The organism is Rhodococcus wratislaviensis (assembly GCF_041228765.1).
Classification (GTDB): domain Bacteria; phylum Actinomycetota; class Actinomycetes; order Mycobacteriales; family Mycobacteriaceae; genus Rhodococcus_F; species Rhodococcus_F wratislaviensis.
In genome coordinates, this window is record NZ_CP150488.1 from 5,731,669 (window position 1) to 5,745,409 (window position 13,741).

The window sequence follows — 13,741 nt, forward strand, 5'->3', positions numbered from 1 at the left end:
ATTGGTTCCCGTCAACCACACCACCGGAAGAGCGCTGTGACGGACGAGGCAGGATCATCTCATGCCCTCTGATGATCGGCCGTCCGTGGCCGTTGTGCTCCCGGGTACGGGATCCGACGCGGACTTCGTGGCCCGCGCCTTCACCGAGCCTCTGACCTGCCGTGGAGTTCACACGGCCGCAGTCGAACCCGATCCCCGTCGAGTCGTCGGAAGCTACGTCGACGCCCTCGACGCCGCGGCCGCGCAGCACGGGCGGATCCTCGTCGGCGGGGTCTCCATCGGGGCCGCCGTGGCGCTGCAGTGGGCAGGATCACACCCGGATCGCGTCGCGGGGGTTCTCGCGGCGCTGCCCGCGTGGACCGGGACCGCCGCGGACGCTCCCGCCGCCGCCAGCGCCCGGTTCACCGCGGCCCGGCTGCGGGCGGACGGCCTCGAACAGGTCACCGCCGAGATGATCGCCTCCAGCCCGGCCTGGCTGGGCCGGGAACTGGCGAAATCCTGGCGATCGCAGTGGCCGCACCTTCCCGCCGCGCTGGACGAGGCGTCCGAGTATCACGCCCCCGGTGTGGGCGACCTCGAGCGCATCACGGCGCCGGTGGGGATCGCTGCCGCCACCGACGACGCCGTGCATCCCCTCGAGGTCGCCCGCACGTGGTCCGAACGACTACCGCACGCGGGCCTCGTCACGGTGTCGCTGGACGAGATCGGCGCCGACCCGGCGGTTCTCGGCTACGCCACCCTCAGTGCGCTCGACTCGGTCCTGCACACGACCTGAGCCGCGAATCTCCGGGGCCGGGATCAGCGACCGAGTTGCTGCATCGCCGAACCCGATTCGCCGCGACGTTGCTGCGGCTGAGCCGGGGCTTCCGCGGGCGGCGCCTGCTGTTCGCCCTGCGGACCCGCCGGAGCCGGCTGCTGCGGAGCGGGCTGCTGCGGAACGGCACCCTGCTGCTGCGCCAACTGCTGCTGGTGTGCGACGGCCAGCTGCTGGGCGAGGGCCTCGGGCAGGACCACCGGCAGCGGGGTCCGCACCGGGTTCGGCTCGTTTCCCCGCTTCACGACGGTGTCGCGCAGGATCGCCCTGGCGGTCGCGACGAGCTCCGAGTCGGCCGTGTTGCCGCCGCTCGGTCCCGCGACCACACAGCGCACCATCCACCGGTAGCCGTCGACGCCGATGAAGCGCAGGTCGGCGTTCGGGGTGACGGCGAAGACCTCGCGCCCCCACGGTCCGCTCTCGACGCTCACCGTCGCGTTGTCGTTGCGCAGCGATTCGGCGAGGTCGCCCGCGACTTCCCGCCACTGGCCGGGAGACTTCGGGGCGGCATACGCCGCCACGGTGATGCGCCCGTGCTGGGTGACGAGATGCACGGCCTGCGGCGAACCGTCCGGCGCCATCTCTACCTGCAACTGGGCGCCCTGGGGCATCGGCACGAGGACCGAACCGAGGTCGAGGCGGGTTCCCACCTCGCCGACGGTGAGATCGGCGCCCGACTCGAGGTCGTCGGCGTCGTACGGACCGCCGTCCACCTCGGTCACGGCGTCGTAGTCGTCCTCGTAATCCGCCTCCTCGTAATCCGCGTCGCCGTCGCCGGCCGCGGCGTCCGTCTCGGCGTCCTCGAAGAAACCGGACCGGCCGTCCTCGGCTTCCTTCTTCTTACGACGTCCGAACATGATCAGACTCCTTCACTGGCATTGCCGACAAGGCTGGCGTGGCCTCCGCTCGACCCGTGCCCGTCACTGCCGCGGGTGGTGCCGTCGAGCGACTGGACCTCGACGAACGACACCAGTTCGACACGCTGCACGAGAAGCTGGGCGATCCGGTCGCCCCGGCGGATCTCGATCGGGGTCTCGAGATCGTGATTGATCAGGCACACCTTGATCTCGCCGCGGTACCCGGCATCGATGGTGCCGGGGGTGTTGACCACCGACAGACCCGATTTTGCGGCCAGCCCGGATCGGGGGTGGATCAGCCCGACCGTGCCCAGGGGCAGCGCGATCGCGATGCCGGTTCCGACGAGGACTCGGCGCCCCGGCTCGATGGTCACGTCGATGGTGCTGCACAGGTCGACACCGGCGTCGCCGTCGTGCGCACGCTGCGGGACCGGAATGTCGGGGTCCAGCCGCTGGAGGGCGACGGGCGGAAGGGCGGGGGTCGCGGCGGGAGAATGGCCGGGAGATAGGTCGCTCACGTGCACCGAGCCTACTCTCAGACACCGACTATCCTGGTCGGGTGTCACAAACGTCCCGGCCCGAAGTCGCGCCCACCGATAACACCTCGCCCGTGCTGTACTCCGAGCGCCTGTGGGTGCCCGTCTGGTGGTGGGCAGTGGGCTTGTTCGTCGCCGGTCTGCTCGCTGCGGAGGTGCACATGGGTGCGCCGGGACTGCGTGCGTGGCTGCCGTACGTCCTCCTGCTCCCTCTGCCCGTGTGGGGCCTCGTCTGGCTCAGCCGCCTCCGCGTCGAGGTCGTGGAGGAACCGAACGGTGTCCACCTGCGGGTCGGACAGGCGCATCTGCCGCTGGACGTCATCGCGCGGGTCGCCGAGGTTCCCGGTTCGGCGAAGAGCGCGGCTCTCGGTCGCCAGCTCGACCCCGCCGCCTTCGTGCAACACCGGGTCTGGGTCAAGCCGATGGCACTGATCGTGCTCGACGACCCCGAGGACCCGACCCCCTACTGGTTGATCAGCACACGACGGCCGGCCGAGTTGCTGGCCGCCGTCAACCGTGCCCGCCCGCAGGCGGACGGAGACTGATCGGACGGTGGGCCTCCCACCGTCCGCCTCTCGTACTCGCCGCCGCTCAGGCCGCGCAGTCCCTGCACACCAGCACTCCGCCCGCGTCGCTGGCGAGCCGGCTGCGGTGGTGCACCAGGAAACAGCTCGAACACGTGAACTCGTCGGCCTGCTTCGGAACGACCCGCACCGAGAGCTCTTCACCGGACAGATCCGCGCCGGGCAGTTCGAACGATTCCGCGGTGTCGGACTCGTCGACGTCGACAACAGCCGACTGAGCCTCGTTGCGTCGCGCCTTCAGTTCCTCCAGCGAATCCTCCGAAACCTCGTCGGACTCTGTTCGCCGCGGTGCGTCGTAGTCAGTTGCCATGTCGCCTTCCCCTCATCCTCTTCCGTGTATCCCGGCCCGTGCGGTACGTCGAACCGATTGCCGGTCGACCGCCCACACGAAAACCGCCTCGGCGCAGATCACACCCTGCGGCTGCACAACGCTGCAGCGGATGGGTTCGTGCCCGGAACCAGGCCCCGGAAACATGATCTACGCCTCTTTTGTCATCTATTGCCGACCCTCGTTCTGCACGCTTTGAACGACTGGGGCCGCCAGACAGTAGCCGAAGGAAGTACAAAAGTCGTAACCGAATCGACCGATCGCGCAAATTGTCTGCTAATCGTCACCAACACCACAGCAAGCTGTGACATTCCACAACGGGGACGGGTTCGGGGTTATGACGTGCCAGGGATCTAAGGTAGGTGCCGAACCTGCGCCACGACGTGTGGCCGGGCCCTGTATCGGTGCGCTGTACGGGTGCAACGTACGAAGCGCAGTTCGTAGGAGAGGTCGAGGCACACTGTGGTTTCACTGATCACCGAAGGCAGCCCGCTCGACGACAAGGGTCGTCCGTTCCGGCGGCGGCGGGCGATGCCGATCCTCGTGGTGTTCGCCGTCCTCGCCCTGCTCGGCGCCGTCGTGTGGATCGGCGTCCTCGGCGACGACGAGGATCTGGCCACCACCGTCGACTGCAACCCTCCGCAGCCGGCCGCGCAGCCCGTCGACCCCGCCGCCCCGCCGCAGCAGGCACTGGGCGAGAAGGTCGACGGTTCGACCCTGCGGGACGTGGAGCCTGCCGCACTGTCCGCCACCAAGGTGCGCGTGTTCAACGCCAACGGCGAGCACGGCCAGGCGGCGCAGGTGGCCGCACAGCTCAGCGACTACGGGTTCGCGAGCGCACCCGACGTCCAGGCGGGCAACGACCCGGTCTACGTCGACCAGAACATGCAGTGCCAGGGGCAGCTGCGGTTCGGCCCCGACGGCGCCGCCGCCGCGAGCGCACTCTGGCTGGTGGCCCCGTGCGCCGAACTCATCCAGGACACCCGCACCGACGACACGGTCGACCTCGCCCTCGGCACCTACTTCCGCAAGATCTCGCCGAACACCGACGCCGAAGAAGTCCTGCGGTCCCTGAAGGATCCGCCGCCCGGAACCCAGCCCGCCCCCCTCGACATCGACCTCCTCAAGGCGGCGCGCACCGCCCGCTGCTGACCGGCGGTCACCCTTCCGGGATCGGGGCGTCCACCCCGATCTCGGCGAACAGCGCGTCCAGCGCGTCCGCGATCCCGGGGGCCGCGGCCACCACCACGTCGCCGTCCGCACTCGACGTCTGAGGGGAGGGGATTCGCACGCGGGCCCCCGCCTCGGTGGCGATCAGCGACCCCGCGGCCCAGTCCCACGGGCTCAGCCCGTGTTCGAAGTGGGCGTCGACACGGCCGGCCGCGACCATGCACAGATCGAGGGCCGCCGAGCCGATCCGGCGGATGTCCCGCACCCTCGGCAGGATGTCCGCGATGAGAGCGCCCTGCGCCTCGCGCCGCGCCGCGCCGTACCCGAATCCGGTGGCGAGCAACGCCATCGACACGTCGGTGACCGGGTTGCACCGGAGGTTGCTCACCCGTCCGTCCGCGTCGGTGAGGGTTGCCCCGCCGCCGCGTGCCGCCGCGTAGGTCGATCGGGCCGCCACGTCGACGACGGCCCCGGCGACGGACACGCCGTCGATCTGGGCGGCCACGGAGACGGCGTACGCCGGGACGCCGTACAGAAAGTTCACGGTGCCGTCGATCGGATCCACGATCCACCGCACCTCGGCGGCGGAATCCTCCTCTCCCCCACCTTCTTCGCCGAGGATCGCGTCGCCGGGGCGAAGCTCCGCGAGCCGGTCGCGGATGACCTGCTCGCTCTCGGTGTCGACCACCGTGACCGGGTCGGTCGGGGTGCTCTTCGACGCAACGGAATCGCCGGATCCCGCTCGCTTCCCGACGTTTCCGAAGACCTCGGGCCGTCGCGCCCGGACATGGGCGGCGGCTTCCTCGGCCACCGCCACGGCGACCTCGAGCAGTCGCCGGGGATCGGTGCCGACATGGCCTGGCGCGGACTCTGAACTCTGGGCTGCATGCACCCACCCATCGGAACACACTTTCGCTGCCTCACACCACCGCTGACGTTTCGCACAGCTGGTGTCATCGCCCACCGAACACGCGCCGACACACTAGTGTGACGGACAGCAGCAGAGCGCCGGAGAACACGTCGTCGTCGACACGAAGGAGCACACGCCATGACCAAAACGGGGTTCGGTGTCGACGTCGGAGGCAGCGGCGTCAAGGGTGGCGTCGTGGATCTCGAGACTGGCCAGCTGGTCGGGGACCGCATCAAGCTTCTCACTCCCCAGCCTTCCACTCCGGAGGCGGTTGCGGAGACCGTCGCCGAGATCATCCGCCAGGCAGAATGGAACGGACCGGTCGGTATAACCCTGCCGAGCGTCGTCACCGGCGGTGTGGCGCGATCCGCCGCCAACATCGACAAGAAGTGGATCGGGACGGACGCCCGCGCGTTGTTCTCCGACGCACTCGGCGGCCGGCTCGTCACCGTCCTCAACGACGCGGATGCCGCGGGGATAGCGGAGGACGCGCTCGGCGCCGGCAAGGACGCGAAGGGGGTCGTCATCCTCCTCACGTTCGGCACCGGCATCGGCTCGGCGATCCTCCACAACGGCGTCCTGCTCCCCAACACCGAGTTCGGGCACATGGAGGTGGACGGCAAGGAAGCCGAGCACCGGGCGGCTTCCTCGGTCAAGGAGAAGAAGGATCAGTCGTACAAGGAATGGGCCGGCGAGGTGAGCCGTGTCCTCACCCGCTTCGAGAACCTCCTGTGGCCGGATCTGTTCATCGCGGGCGGCGGAATCAGCCGGAAGAACGAGAAGTGGATCCCGCATCTGACCAACAGGACACCCGTCGTACCTGCTGCGCTGCTGAATACGGCGGGCATCGTCGGCGCTGCGCTCGCAGTGGAAACGGGCATCGCTCCGTAACTAATTCGGATGGGTCGTTACAATGGAAGAGCCCGGCTGCGCGCCGGCGAAACCAGTAGACCTCTCCGCCGGATGACCACTCTGGCGTGACGCCGCACGACACCGTCACGAAAGGGCGTACGTGGCAGCCACCGATACACGTCAGACTGCTGATTCGACTTCGGAGTCAGGACCGGAAGCACCAGTCGGAGCGGCAGCCACCGGCACTGCTCCGGCAGCCGAGGAAGCTTCCGCGAAGAAGCCGGCGGCCAAGAAGGCTCCCGCCAAGAAGGCAGCAGCGAAGAAGGCTCCCGCCAAGAAGGCGGCAGCCAAGAAGGCGGGCGGCAAGAAGGCCACGGCCGGTAAGGGCGCGGACGGCGAGGACGTCGACGAAGACTCCGCCGACATGGAAGACATCGACATCACCGAGGGCGACCTCGCCGAGGTCGAGTCCGATGTCGTCGAGGTCGTCGCGGTCGGCGAAGACGAGGAGACCGAGGAGCCGTCCGAGAAGGACAAGGCCTCCGGCGACTTCGTGTGGGACGAGGAGGAGTCCGAAGCGCTCCGCCAGGCCCGCAAGGACGCCGAACTGACCGCGTCCGCCGACTCGGTCCGTGCCTACCTCAAGCAGATCGGCAAGGTCGCCCTCCTCAACGCCGAAGAGGAGGTCGAGCTCGCCAAGCGGATCGAGGCCGGGCTCTACGCGACCCAGATCATGCAGGAGCTGTCCGATTCCGGCGAGAAGCTCCCCGCCGCCCAGCGCCGGGACATGAGCTGGATCTGCCGCGACGGAAACCGCGCCAAGAACCACCTCCTCGAGGCGAACCTCCGCCTCGTCGTGTCGCTGGCGAAGCGCTACACCGGCCGCGGCATGGCGTTCCTCGACCTGATCCAGGAAGGCAACCTGGGCCTCATCCGTGCCGTCGAGAAGTTCGACTACACCAAGGGCTACAAGTTCTCGACCTACGCCACCTGGTGGATCCGTCAGGCCATCACCCGCGCGATGGCCGACCAGGCCCGCACCATCCGCATCCCGGTGCACATGGTGGAGGTCATCAACAAGCTCGGCCGCATCCAGCGTGAACTCCTGCAGGACCTGGGCCGTGAGCCCACTCCCGAAGAGCTCGCCAAGGAAATGGACATCACGCCCGAGAAGGTGCTGGAGATCCAGCAGTACGCTCGTGAGCCCATCTCCCTCGACCAGACGATCGGCGACGAGGGCGACAGCCAGCTCGGCGACTTCATCGAGGACTCCGAGGCCGTCGTGGCCGTCGACGCCGTGTCGTTCACCCTGCTGCAGGATCAGCTGCAGTCGGTGCTCGAGACGCTGTCCGAGCGTGAAGCGGGCGTCGTGCGCCTGCGCTTCGGCCTGACCGACGGACAGCCCCGCACCCTCGACGAGATCGGCCAGGTCTACGGGGTCACGCGTGAGCGCATCCGTCAGATCGAGTCCAAGACCATGTCGAAGCTGCGCCACCCGTCCCGGTCGCAGGTGCTGCGCGACTACCTGGACTGACGAAACACACCTCGATGCCCCCGGACTCCGAGCGAGTCCGGGGGCATTGTCGTCTGCGGCCCGCTACGCGCTGGTGCGAACCCGGATCCAGACACCTGCCACCGGTTCGACGACGCGGGCCGCCACCGGGCCGATGACGGCCATCAGGAGGACGTACGCGGTGGCGAGTGCCACGAGTTCGCTCTCCACCGCTCCGGCCGACAACGCCAGGCCGGCGATGACGATCGAGAACTCGCCGCGCGCGATCAACGCGACTCCGGCCCGGGCCCGGCCCAGCCGCCCGACGCCCTGTTGTTTCGCCGCCCACGCGCCGGTGATCATCTTCGTCAGCGCCGTGACGACGGCGAGGAGGACGGCCCAGCCGAGCACCGGCGGGATCGCACGGGGATCGGTGTTGAGCCCGAACACCACGAAGAACATCGCCGCGAACAGATCACGGAGCGGTTCGAGGACACGGCTCGCGTTGTGGGCGGTCGTACCGGAGATCGCGATCCCCAGGAGGAACGCCCCGACCGCGGCCGAGACCTGCATCGCCGAGCTGATCCCCGCCACGAGTAGTGCGGCACCGAGCAGTTTCAGGAGCAGGGTCTCGCTGTCCGGGCTGTCCAGCAGAGCGGAAACATAGCGGCCGTACCGCAGGGCGATCACGAGGACGACCGAGATCACGACGAGGGAGATGCCCACCGCCTCGAGTCCACCGGCGAAACTGACGCCGGCGAGGAGGGCCGTCAAAATCGGTAGGTAGACGGCCATCGCGAGGTCCTCGAACACGAGAATCGAGAGCACGACCGGCGTTTCACGGTTACCGAGCCGACCCAGGTCGCTCAGCACCTTCGCGATGATGCCCGACGACGAGATGTAGGTGACGCCGGCCATCACGACCGCGCCGGTGGTCCCCCACCCCAGCATCAGGGCGACGACCGCGCCGGGCGCGGCGTTGAGGACGGCGTCCACGACACCGGCCATCCACGACCGTCGCAGCCCGGTGACGAGTTCCGACGCGGTGTATTCGAGCCCGAGCAGAAGCAGGAGAAGAACCACCCCGATCTCGCTCGCCAGGTGACTGAACTCGCTGATGTCGCCGAGGTTGACGAATCCGCCGCTGCCGAAGCAGAGTCCGCCGAGGAGATAGAATGGGATCGGCGACATGCCGAATTGAGCGGCCAGACGGCCCAGCAATCCGAGCGCGAAGAACACCGCGCCCAGTTCGATGAGCGCGAGCGTGGTGGTGTTCACGGGACCGTCAGCCGTTGGCCAGGAGCTTGGCTGACGCGTCCAGTCCGTCTGTGGTTCCGACGGCGACCAGGAGGTCACCGGAGGTGAGCAGGAAGTCGGGCTTCGGTGACGGGTACACCTGACCGGCCCGCATGACCGCGACGATCGAGACCCCGGTGCGGGTGCGCATCGCCGTGTCGCCGAGCGAGCGGCCGTCGAACCGGGAGTCCTCCTTGATGTACAGCTGCTTGGTGCGGATGCCGGGCAGGTCCCGGTGCTCCTCCTCCAGCTGCGCCACCAGTTGCGGTGCCCCCAGCAGATTGCTGAGGACTGCCGCCTCCTCGGTGGTGAGCGGCACGGACGCAGCGCACGCATCGGGATCGTCGGCCTTCGAGACGATCAGATCGGTGCGACCGTCGCGATGGGTGATGACACCGATGCGGCGACCGGCGGCGAGTTCGAAGTCCTTACGCACCCCGATACCCGGTAGTGGCGTCACTTCAACGTTCATGCCTCCACGGTAGACCGATCGGTGTGCCCACCGCGGAAGGCTCGCGTCAGCGCCGGGCCGGGAACGTTCCGTCGGCGTCGGGGCGGTACTCCTCGACCGCGGTGACCGCCGTGACGGGCAGCGGCCCGTACAGGTGTGGAAACAGCATCGACGCCGGATCGGCCGGTACGCCCGGCTCCCATTTCACCGGCGCACTGAGCGCGGCGGGGTCGAGTCTCAGCAGAACGAGGTCCGTGCGGCCGGCGAACAACCTGTTGGCGGGCAGATGTACCTGGGCGGGCGTCGAGAGGTGCACGAAACCGTCCGTCGCGAACGTCGCGGGCACTCGGGTGCCTTCGCGTTCCGCGGTGCGCCATTCGTCGCGGCTGCAGATGTGGACCAGCTGGTCTTCGGATTTCACTCGGTGAGACTAGCGTCACGCCCGAAAACGAATCAGCTGTCAGCGAACTCGGACCGCGCGGTCTGTGCACATCTGCGCTCGTCACGTCCCTGACGGCGCGTTTCCGGCGCGTTTCGTGTGTGATGCAACACTGAGAAACGCCGACGGGAACAACGCGTAAACCCCAAACGTCTGACAGAGTAGATCCACCGCGCCACCCCCGACGCGGCGGACCAAGGCCCCAGGCACTCGGCATCAGTCGAAGCCAGTACGGAGGAGTCATGCCCGGAACACTGACCAGCCCCCCGTTGACCGCAGCGGACCGGTGCGACCGGTGCGGTGCGGGAGCCCGCGTTCGCGCGGTTCTTCCGACCGGAGGAGAGTTGCTCTTCTGCGGTCACCACGCCAACGAGCACGCAGACCGTCTTCGCGAGATGAACGCCACGATCGTGTCCGAAGCCGAAGCTGCAATCTGATACGTCAGCCCGGGTGACCCGTCCCAGGCTCACCTCTTCAGCAAAGAGACCGGCGAGTGCGATGCACTCGCCGGTCTCTTTGCGTTCGAGCCACCGGATGACGCCGGTCACCACTGACGCAGGGTGGAGATCCGCTCGGTGAGCTGCTCGACGGTGGCGATCGCCGTGGGCGGTCCCCCGCAGACACGACGCAGTTCGCCGTGGATGGTGCCGTGCGGCTTGCCCGTCCTGTGGTGGTGCATCGCGACGAGACTGTTCAGTTCGCGGCGCAGCTGCGCGAGCTGTCCGGCGGCAGCCACCCGGTCCGCGACCTGAGGAACGGGCGTGTGCACGGGCGCGGGTGCAGGCTCCTGCTTGTCCAGCTGCTCCGACTGACGCTGACGCAGCAGCGCGCGCATCTGATCGGCGTCGAGCAGCCCGGGCAGACCCAGGTAGTCGGCCTCCTCGTCGGAGCCCGAGAACGTGGCCGTCCCGAAGGACGATCCGTCGTAGATCACCTGATCGAGCTCGGCGTCCGCGCCGAGCGAGGTGAACGCCTTCTCCTCCTCGCCGAGCTCGTCCTTCTGCTTGTTCGCGTCGGCGAGGAGGTCGTCGTCGAAGCCGTCCTTCTCCCGATGCGGCTTGCCGAGCACGTGGTCGCGCTGCGCCTCGAGCTGGCTGGCCAGGTCGAGCAGCACCGGAACCGACGGGAGGAACACGCTCGCGGTCTCGCCCTTGCGGCGGGACCGCACGAAACGCCCGATCGCCTGCGCGAAATACAGCGGGGTGGACGCACTGGTGGCATACACACCGACGGCCAGGCGGGGAACGTCGACGCCTTCCGACACCATGCGGACGGCGACCATCCACTTCTGGGTGCTCGCCCCGAACTCGGCGATCCGCTTGGACGCCGTCGGGTCGTCGGAGAGCACCACGACCGGGTCTTCCCCGGTGACCGCCTTCAGTGTCTGCGCGTACGCACGGGCCACAGTCTGGTCGGTCGCGATCACGAGACCTCCGGCGTCGGGCATGCCGCCTGTACGCAGCTGGCCCAGCCGGGTGTCGGCGGCGTGCAGGACCGCGGGAATCCAGTCGCCCGACGGGTCCAGAGCGGTTCGCCACGCCCGGGCCGTCTGTTCCGCGCTGAGCGGCTCGCCGAGTCGCGCGGAGAACTCCTCACCCGCGTTGTTCCGCCAGCGTGCCTCGCCGGAGTACGCGAGGAACACGACAGGCCGGACGACGCCGTCCGCGAGGGCGTCCGAGTACCCGTACGAGTGATCCGCCTTCGACCGCATCAGACCCTCGCGGTCGGGTTCGTACGTCACGAACGGGATCGCACTGTCGTCGCTGCGGAACGGCGTACCGGTCAGGGCCAGACGGCGGGTGGCGTCACCGAAGGCCTCCCGGATGGCGTCACCCCAGCTCTTCGCGTCGCCACCGTGGTGGATCTCGTCGAGGATGACCAGCGTGCGCCGGCTCTCGGTGCGGACCCGGTGCTTGAACGGGTGCGAGGCGACCTGCGCGTACGTCACCACGACACCCTGGTAGTCGCTGGACGTCTGCCCGGTCGAGTTCGAGAAGTACGAGTCCAGCGCGATGCCGTTGCGCGCGGCGGACTCGGCCCACTGGTGCTTGAGGTGCTCGGTCGGCGCGACCACGGTCACCTGATCGACGGTGCGGTCGCGCAGCAACTCCGACGCGACCCGCAGCGCGAACGTGGTCTTACCGGCGCCCGGCGTCGCGACCGCGAGGAAGTCCTGCGGTCCGGTGGACAGATACTTCGTCAGCGCACGACGCTGCCAGGCGCGCAGCGATCCTGCGGGTCTGGCAGGTTCGGTCTGTGCGAGGTAGGCCTCGGTGCCCACGATCTGCGCGGCCTCGGTTTCCATTCTCGGCGCCGACTGGGAGCCCACTGTCTCAGCACTCACGGGCTGCCCTCCGCTGGCATGGCACTGTTTGCTCGCACTCCTCGGTATTCGATCGACATGTCCGGGTCCAGACCCGAAGGCGCTGTCCGTCAAGGAGCCTAGCGCCCGGATCCGACGCGAACCGCATTCGCGAGTTCCGATAGTGACAGATTTGTCGCGACACGAGGACAGCAGCGGTGGGCAACCGGGCGTGTCGTCAGGGATGCTGGAAACATCATGACCGAAACACCCTCGACAACGCCGCGCAGTGGCGGTGACCCACCCCGGTCCGGGTGGCATCCGCTACGTCGCACACTGAGCGTGATCGGTCGCACAGCGAGCAAGGCTTGGGACGATTCGATCTTCGGAAAGGCGGCCACGGCGGCGTTCTGGCAGACGCTGTCGCTGCCCCCGCTCCTGCTGGGGCTCCTCGGGATGCTCGGCTATGTCGGCGGGTGGTTCGGACCCGACACCGTCGACATCATCCAGTCGAAGATCATCAACTTCAGCGGGACGGTGTTCAGCGACAGCGTCGTCGAACAGATCATCCGCCCGACGGTCGGCGACGTACTCGAACGCGGGCGTCCCGAGATCGTGTCACTGAGCTTTCTGCTGTCCCTGTGGGCCGGGTCGTCCGCCATCTCCACGTTCGTGGACTCGATCGTCGAGGCCCACGGCCAGCAGGAGGCGCGGCACCCCGTGTGGCAGCGCGTGTTCGCGTTGCTGCTCTACGTGATGTTCCTGATCCTCGCCGTGTTCACCCTGCCGCTGGTCGCGCTGGGGCCGACACTCGTCGGCAGGGTGCTCCCGGAGGCCTGGCGCACGATCGGGACCGAGATCGTCGACACGTTCTACTACCCCGGCGTGGGACTGCTGCTCATCGTCGGCCTGACGACGCTGTACAAGGTGGCGCTCCCCCGGTCGCTGCCCTGGCACCGACTCCTCGGCGGCGCGCTCGTCGCGGGGATCTTCTTCCTCGGCGCGAGCACCTGCCTGCGCCGCTATCTCTCCTGGGTGGCCGGAACCGGGTACACGTACGGGGCGCTGGCCACACCGATCGCGTTCCTGCTGTTCACGTTCTTCCTCGGTTTCGCGGTGGTGCTCGGCGCCGAGTTCAACGCCACCGTCCAGGAGTTCTGGCCCGCCCGTGCGACCCGCATCGACCAGATGCGGGATTGGATCGCCGCGCAGGCCGAGAGTTCGCCGTCGACGGGTCCGGTGACCAGCCTCACTCGTCGCATCGCCACCGGTCCGATCAAGGTCGTCGGCGACCGAGCCCGCCCGGATGCGGCCGAACCGGTGTCCGGGAACGACGACGAGCCCGACGGCCCGGTACGAGAATCTCCCGAGCCACCGGGTGTGCGACGAGCGCCGGCGAAGCCTCAGTCGCCCTTGCGCAATCCTTCGTAGATCTTCTTGCAGTCGGGGCAGACCGGCGATCCCGGCTTCGCGGACTTCGTCACCGGAAACACTTCGCCGCACAACGCGACGACGTGAGTGCCCATGACGGCGCTCTCCGCGATCTTGTTCTTCTTGACGTAGTGGAAGAACTTGGGAGTGTCGTCATCGGTCGACTCGTCGGTGGTGACGTCGGGCCGTTCCTTGGTTTGAGTGCTCACCCCTCAATAATGCCGCAACCGGCCGACGATCCCACCCCCTGTGTGCATTTCCCGCCTGACAGTGGAACAG

General features: G+C 68.3%; 16 protein-coding genes. 7 read left to right on the forward strand and 9 right to left on the reverse strand.

Features of this window, described 5'->3' with window-relative positions; translation table 11 throughout:
• Nucleotides 1-61: 61 nt before the first annotated feature.
• Nucleotides 62-775 carry an alpha/beta fold hydrolase gene (locus WKC72_RS26465; protein ID WP_037232394.1) on the forward strand — a complete coding sequence of 238 codons (714 nt, stop codon included), beginning with the start codon at nucleotides 62-64 and terminating at the stop codon, nucleotides 773-775.
• Nucleotides 776-798: 23 nt separating this feature from the next.
• Here the strand turns inward: WKC72_RS26465 and WKC72_RS26470 are convergent, their stop codons facing one another.
• Nucleotides 799-1,671 carry a DUF3710 domain-containing protein gene (locus WKC72_RS26470; protein WP_370180297.1) on the reverse strand — a complete coding sequence of 291 codons (873 nt, stop codon included), beginning with the start codon at nucleotides 1,669-1,671 and terminating at the stop codon, nucleotides 799-801.
• Nucleotides 1,672-1,673: 2 nt separating this feature from the next.
• Nucleotides 1,674-2,195 (reverse strand): dUTP diphosphatase, encoded by a 522-nt coding sequence (gene dut / locus WKC72_RS26475; protein WP_174484680.1) that lies wholly within the window; start codon nucleotides 2,193-2,195, stop codon nucleotides 1,674-1,676.
• Nucleotides 2,196-2,281: 86 nt separating this feature from the next.
• Between dut and WKC72_RS26480 the strand changes: the two genes are divergently transcribed.
• The gene (locus WKC72_RS26480) at nucleotides 2,282-2,752 is read left to right on the forward strand and encodes a DUF3093 domain-containing protein (protein ID WP_005240851.1); all 471 of its coding nucleotides are present in this window, start codon (nucleotides 2,282-2,284) and stop codon (nucleotides 2,750-2,752) included.
• Between the two features lie 46 nt (nucleotides 2,753-2,798).
• On the opposite strand, the gene WKC72_RS26485 is transcribed toward WKC72_RS26480, so the two are convergent.
• Nucleotides 2,799-3,101, reverse strand: a complete 303-nt coding sequence (locus tag WKC72_RS26485; protein WP_005240850.1) for a DUF4193 domain-containing protein — start codon at nucleotides 3,099-3,101, stop codon at nucleotides 2,799-2,801.
• A gap of 480 nt (nucleotides 3,102-3,581) precedes the next feature.
• Between WKC72_RS26485 and cei the strand changes: the two genes are divergently transcribed.
• On the forward strand, nucleotides 3,582-4,271 hold the full coding sequence (gene cei, locus WKC72_RS26490) for an envelope integrity protein Cei (protein ID WP_112299168.1): 690 nt from the start codon (nucleotides 3,582-3,584) through the stop codon (nucleotides 4,269-4,271).
• A 7-nt stretch (nucleotides 4,272-4,278) separates the two neighbouring features.
• Here cei and WKC72_RS26495 read toward each other — a convergent pair whose 3' ends face one another.
• Entirely contained in the window at nucleotides 4,279-5,181 is a 903-nt protein-coding gene (locus tag WKC72_RS26495; protein WP_052033201.1) for an inositol monophosphatase family protein, read from the reverse strand.
• 156 nt (nucleotides 5,182-5,337) lie between these two features.
• Between WKC72_RS26495 and ppgK the strand changes: the two genes are divergently transcribed.
• Nucleotides 5,338-6,090: a polyphosphate--glucose phosphotransferase gene (gene ppgK, locus WKC72_RS26500; protein WP_112299169.1), complete on the forward strand. Its 753-nt coding sequence runs from the start codon at nucleotides 5,338-5,340 to the stop codon at nucleotides 6,088-6,090.
• A 121-nt stretch (nucleotides 6,091-6,211) separates the two neighbouring features.
• On the forward strand, nucleotides 6,212-7,585 hold the full coding sequence (locus WKC72_RS26505) for an RNA polymerase sigma factor (protein ID WP_370180302.1): 1,374 nt from the start codon (nucleotides 6,212-6,214) through the stop codon (nucleotides 7,583-7,585).
• Nucleotides 7,586-7,648: 63 nt separating this feature from the next.
• Here WKC72_RS26505 and WKC72_RS26510 read toward each other — a convergent pair whose 3' ends face one another.
• From WKC72_RS26510 to WKC72_RS26520, 3 genes are read right to left on the reverse strand one after another with little or no spacing between them, the layout of a single operon-like run.
• Complete coding sequence (locus WKC72_RS26510) at nucleotides 7,649-8,821, reverse strand: cation:proton antiporter (protein WP_037232403.1); 1,173 nt, start codon at nucleotides 8,819-8,821, stop codon at nucleotides 7,649-7,651.
• Nucleotides 8,822-8,828: 7 nt separating this feature from the next.
• A complete protein-coding gene (locus WKC72_RS26515; protein ID WP_037232405.1) occupies nucleotides 8,829-9,311 on the reverse strand; it encodes a cation:proton antiporter regulatory subunit in 483 nt (160 codons plus the stop codon).
• Nucleotides 9,312-9,357: 46 nt separating this feature from the next.
• Nucleotides 9,358-9,711 (reverse strand): DUF952 domain-containing protein, encoded by a 354-nt coding sequence (locus tag WKC72_RS26520; RefSeq protein WP_268790806.1) that lies wholly within the window; start codon nucleotides 9,709-9,711, stop codon nucleotides 9,358-9,360.
• A 260-nt stretch (nucleotides 9,712-9,971) separates the two neighbouring features.
• On the opposite strand from WKC72_RS26520, the gene WKC72_RS26525 reads away from it, so the two are divergent.
• Complete coding sequence (locus tag WKC72_RS26525) at nucleotides 9,972-10,166, forward strand: hypothetical protein (protein WP_005240831.1); 195 nt, start codon at nucleotides 9,972-9,974, stop codon at nucleotides 10,164-10,166.
• Between the two features lie 107 nt (nucleotides 10,167-10,273).
• On the opposite strand, the gene WKC72_RS26530 is transcribed toward WKC72_RS26525, so the two are convergent.
• On the reverse strand, nucleotides 10,274-12,034 hold the full coding sequence (locus tag WKC72_RS26530) for a DEAD/DEAH box helicase (protein ID WP_054246693.1): 1,761 nt from the start codon (nucleotides 12,032-12,034) through the stop codon (nucleotides 10,274-10,276).
• Between the two features lie 255 nt (nucleotides 12,035-12,289).
• Here WKC72_RS26530 and WKC72_RS26535 point away from each other — a divergent pair, with 255 nt between their 5' ends.
• Nucleotides 12,290-13,462, forward strand: a complete 1,173-nt coding sequence (locus WKC72_RS26535) for a YihY/virulence factor BrkB family protein (RefSeq protein WP_174233775.1) — start codon at nucleotides 12,290-12,292, stop codon at nucleotides 13,460-13,462.
• Here WKC72_RS26535 and WKC72_RS26540 read toward each other — a convergent pair.
• Nucleotides 13,435-13,671 (reverse strand): DUF3039 domain-containing protein, encoded by a 237-nt coding sequence (locus WKC72_RS26540; RefSeq protein ID WP_005240826.1) that lies wholly within the window; start codon nucleotides 13,669-13,671, stop codon nucleotides 13,435-13,437. The two genes, WKC72_RS26535 and WKC72_RS26540, sit on opposite strands and share 28 nt — an antisense overlap.
• Between the last annotated feature and the right edge of the window lie 70 nt (nucleotides 13,672-13,741).